A 4,098-nucleotide genomic window follows, 5' to 3' on the forward strand; every position below is an offset into this window, starting at 1 on the left:
ATAGTATTAAAAAAAGAAAAATATAACCACTGACTCATTAACAAGTTATTTTAATTGCTGATAAAGCAATGTACCTGATAATGCACCCGCAACATCGTAAGCAAAATCATGCCAACTCCATCCTGTACCAGTAGGACGGCTGTCATAAAGTTCTTTTGCTGCTCCTAAAGAAATAGAAAAGCTCAAGCCAATCAGTAAGCTCTCTCTATGCCCATAATTCTGATGATCGGCATAAGCATTTGCACCCGCTGATGAAGCCATTGAAAATAGAAAATGCTGAGCTTTATCTTTTCCTCGCCAATTATCATTAGCGAAATGGAATGATTGGCAACCCGTTAAGATTGATGAAGATAATATTATCAGGGAATAGCCAATAAGCTTTAATTTCATAAAAAGTGAAAACCTAATTGATAATAAATAATCTTTTAAGTATAGAACTTGAATGTGAACATTAGATATAAAAAAACCTTACTTAGTAATAAGTAAGGTTTTTAGTAAACTCATCATTAAAGAATACGGCTAATTAGCCTATCAACGCGAATTCGACGTAATCTCTTAATGAGTTTTTTCACTTTAATTGGATAAAATTTGATACTTTCCAAATCTTGGTAATTATTAACCACGACCGTATGCTCGCGAATACAGTCTAATTCTTTATGTCGTTGTTCATATAATTCATGATTCGGATCGTGAAATAATATTGCATTTTCTAAATCTAATCCCCATGCACGCGGATTTAGATTATTACCGGTAATCAATTGCCAAGTATCATCAACCCACATACCTTTCAAGTGATAGCTATTATCACCATCTTTCCAAAGTCTTACTATTAGTTGTTCACTATCAATAAAACGTTGAAAACGTTGTGTAAATCTACGAAGATTTATTTCATAAAGATAAGGTAATGCACCAATTATTCTAAAAGGCTCTTCAGGTGGAATATAAAAATCATTGGCAGTTTTATCACCAATAATGATTTCTACTTTTTTACCATTTCTTAATAAATGACTTATTTGACGAACAAGAATAGCAGGTAAATTAAAATAAGGAGTGCAGATAATTAATTTTTCTTCAGTACTTGCGATAAGGTGAGAGATAGTCTTATTTAAAAGATTTTTCTTACCTAAACCGACTAAAGGTGTAACGGTTAATTCTTTATTTGAAGCGTTAGCTTTTACATCATAGCCATCACGAGTACGTAAATTAAAACGAAATTGGCGAATATAATTTTTAATTTCAGCACAACGTACTCTTTCTTTTGTATCGAGACGCTGAACAGCATCTGACTGTAACAAGTCGGATAAGATGAACTGCTTCATAGTATGAGCAAGTGCAGCATTATGGATGATGTGGTATCTATCATAACGATATTTATCTAGCTTATGCAGATAAACATTATTGATACTTGCTCCACTATAAATAACTGTATCATCAAAGATAAAGCCTTTTAGATGCAATACACCTAATGCTTCACGTGTATTAACAGGTATACCGTAAATAGGTACTTCAATATTAGGATGTTGCTGTGCAACATGATAATACCAATCTGCATTTGTGGCATCTGTAGAGACACCAATACGTCCACGTTGGGCGCGATGCCAATCAACGATAACGGTAATTGAGAGTTCAGGACGTTGCTCTTTCGCACTATAAAGCGCATTAAGTAGCTCTTCGCCCGCCTCATCATGCTCTAAATAAAGAGCTGGGATAACTATCTCTTTTTTAGCTTGAGCAATATATTTCAATAAGGTGCTGCGAAACGCGGACGTCTGATAAAGCGTTTCAACATCAGCAACTGACTGAGCTAATTTAGGCAGTTGTGCAAGGTGTTGTTGATGCTTAGCAAGTTTTAGTTTAGACAACATCACAGTGCTTATTTCTCTTGTTTATGATGGCAGTTGGAGCCATCGTCCAGGTAAAGATTATTACTTAACTGCTGATCATAACATTAGTTATATAGGATGTACGCATAAAATCATCTTATATTGTTAATTTGTGGCAAGATATGTAAATAATCACATTTAAATAGAGTATGTTAAGGGTGATATTAACTAGATAGGTTCTAAGTATAAATCTAGGTTAACAATGCCTTCATTAAGTTGAACTTCAACAGAAAAATCAAGTTTCTTTGCCAAACTTATCATATTTCGGTTCTCTGGCATTGTGATCGCGGTGAGATGTTTTATACCCTGTTTTCTTGCGTAGTTAATTAGTTTGACCATTAACTGGTGACCTAGTGTATTCCCTTTTAAATCAGAACGAACAAGGATAGCGAATTCTGCTTGTTGGTTATCAGGATCTGCCATTGCCCGTGTTACACCAATGATTTCTGGATAAGTATCAGGATTACGAATAGCAACAAAAGCCATTTCTCGATCGTAATCAATCTGTGTCATATTAGCGAGAGAATCATGTGTAAATTCACTAATCTCACTAAAGTAACGGTAATAGAGATCTTCTTTTGTGACTTGATTAATAAATGTTTTTAGTAATGGTTCATCTTCAGGCAGGATAGGGCGAACAAAGCATGAATTGTTATCTTTTAAAAAGAAGATTTCTTCTAATTCATTTGGGTATGGGCGAATAGAAAGCCTTTGATGAGGATCGCCTTGCAAAGGGGCTAATTCCATTGCGACATCAAGTAAGGTGAAGTCGTTACCAGAGATAAGGAGTGGATGAATATCAAGCCTGATAATCTGCGGGCAATTAAGTAGTAAGTGAGATACTTGAACAAGAAAATGGCTTAACCCCAATATATCGAGAGGTTGTAGCGCACTTCTTGGTTGAATTTTTCCACTTTTTATTGCATTGATCACAAGATATCGGGCCAATGCCATATTTAATGGAGGTAAAGCTACTGCTGCTTTTGTTTCGATTTGCCAATCAACCCCACCTTCACCGAGTAATATTAGTGGCCCAAAAATAGGGTCTTGCTCAATAGCAACACGTAGCTCTTGTGAACCTGCACGGTTAGCCATACTTTGTACTAGTAATCCCTGAACTTTAGCTTGAGGATAAAGTTCCGATACTCGTTCTATAATGGCATGAGCCGCTGATGCTACTTCATTTTTATCTCGTAGATAGAGCATAACTCCCTGAACTTCGGATTTATGAGGAATATCTGAAGAACGAAGCTTTAATGCAACGGGATAGCCAATTTTTTCAGCAATACCAACGGCTTCTTCTGCATTATGTGCTATCCATGTTGGTAATGTATTAAATCCATAGGCTTCCATTATAGGTTGTACTTGGTGTGTATCTAATCGATATTGTTGCTTACTTAGGGCCTTTTCAATATAGCGATGTGCTTGCTGAGTATTCATTTTCACTTCAAGAGGTAATGCAGGTGTTTCTTTTAATTGCTTTTGATTTCGACGATATTCCACCATATGCATAAAGGCTGTTACTGCACCTTCAGGGGTTCGGTAAGTTGGAATTCCTGCTTCACTAAATAATTTTCGTGATTGTTGAGAAGAATACTCACCACCCCAATTAGTCAATATTGTTAGCCATTTTTTTCTAGGATGATTTTTCAATGCTTCAATAACTTTTTTTGCAGTATCAAAACTAGGCGCAATAGCACTAGGTGTGTGGATTAGTAGCAAAGCATCATGATCATGACTGTCTAATAAGTCATTTAGTGCAGCAATATAACTATCTACTGTTACATCATCGCCTAAATTTAGCGGATTACGGATACGCGATTTCTCTTGCACTACAGCTTGTAATTTTTGCTGTGTTTCTTCTGATAATTGAGCAAGTTTGCCTGAATATAAAAATAACTCGTCAAGCGCCATGGCAGCAGGTGCAGAGCCATTACTCATTATCATCAATCTTTCCCCTTTTAATGGCGTCATATGACTGAGTGTTTCGACAGCGGAAAACATTTCATGAGTATCTTGCACTCGCAATAATCCTGCTCGTTGAAAAGCTGCATCATAAGCGACGTCATAGCTAGGAGTATCACCTAATAATTGCTGTGCTTTTTGAGAGCGTCCACTTTTAATGACGAGAATTGGTTTATTACGAGAAGCGCTACGTGATGCCGACATAAAACGCCTTGCATCTTGGATATGTTCTAAATGCAATAAAATTGCA

General features: G+C 36.2%; 3 protein-coding genes. All 3 read right to left on the bottom strand.

Annotated elements, in window-relative coordinates; translation table 11 throughout:
- Window positions 1-45: 45 nt before the first annotated feature.
- A complete protein-coding gene (locus tag M983_RS12810; RefSeq protein WP_066751526.1) occupies window positions 46-390 on the bottom strand; it encodes a YfiM family lipoprotein in 345 nt (114 codons plus the stop codon).
- 116 nt (window positions 391-506) lie between these two features.
- Entirely contained in the window at window positions 507-1,865 is a 1,359-nt protein-coding gene (pssA, locus tag M983_RS12815) for a CDP-diacylglycerol--serine O-phosphatidyltransferase (protein WP_066751528.1), read from the bottom strand.
- 186 nt (window positions 1,866-2,051) lie between these two features.
- The coding region (locus M983_RS12820) for a bifunctional acetate--CoA ligase family protein/GNAT family N-acetyltransferase (protein ID WP_066751530.1) at window positions 2,052-4,098 on the bottom strand (2,047 nt) is incomplete at its 5' end.

The organism is Proteus myxofaciens ATCC 19692 (assembly GCF_001654855.1).
GTDB lineage: Bacteria > Pseudomonadota > Gammaproteobacteria > Enterobacterales > Enterobacteriaceae > Proteus > Proteus myxofaciens.

Excerpts from the sequence above, each read along its gene's own strand:
- pssA (WP_066751528.1), bottom strand. The coding sequence starts at position 1,865 with ATGTTGTCTAAACTAAAACTTGCTAAGCATCAACAACACCTTGCACAA.
- M983_RS12810 (WP_066751526.1), bottom strand. The coding sequence starts at position 390 with ATGAAATTAAAGCTTATTGGCTATTCCCTGATAATATTATCTTCATCA.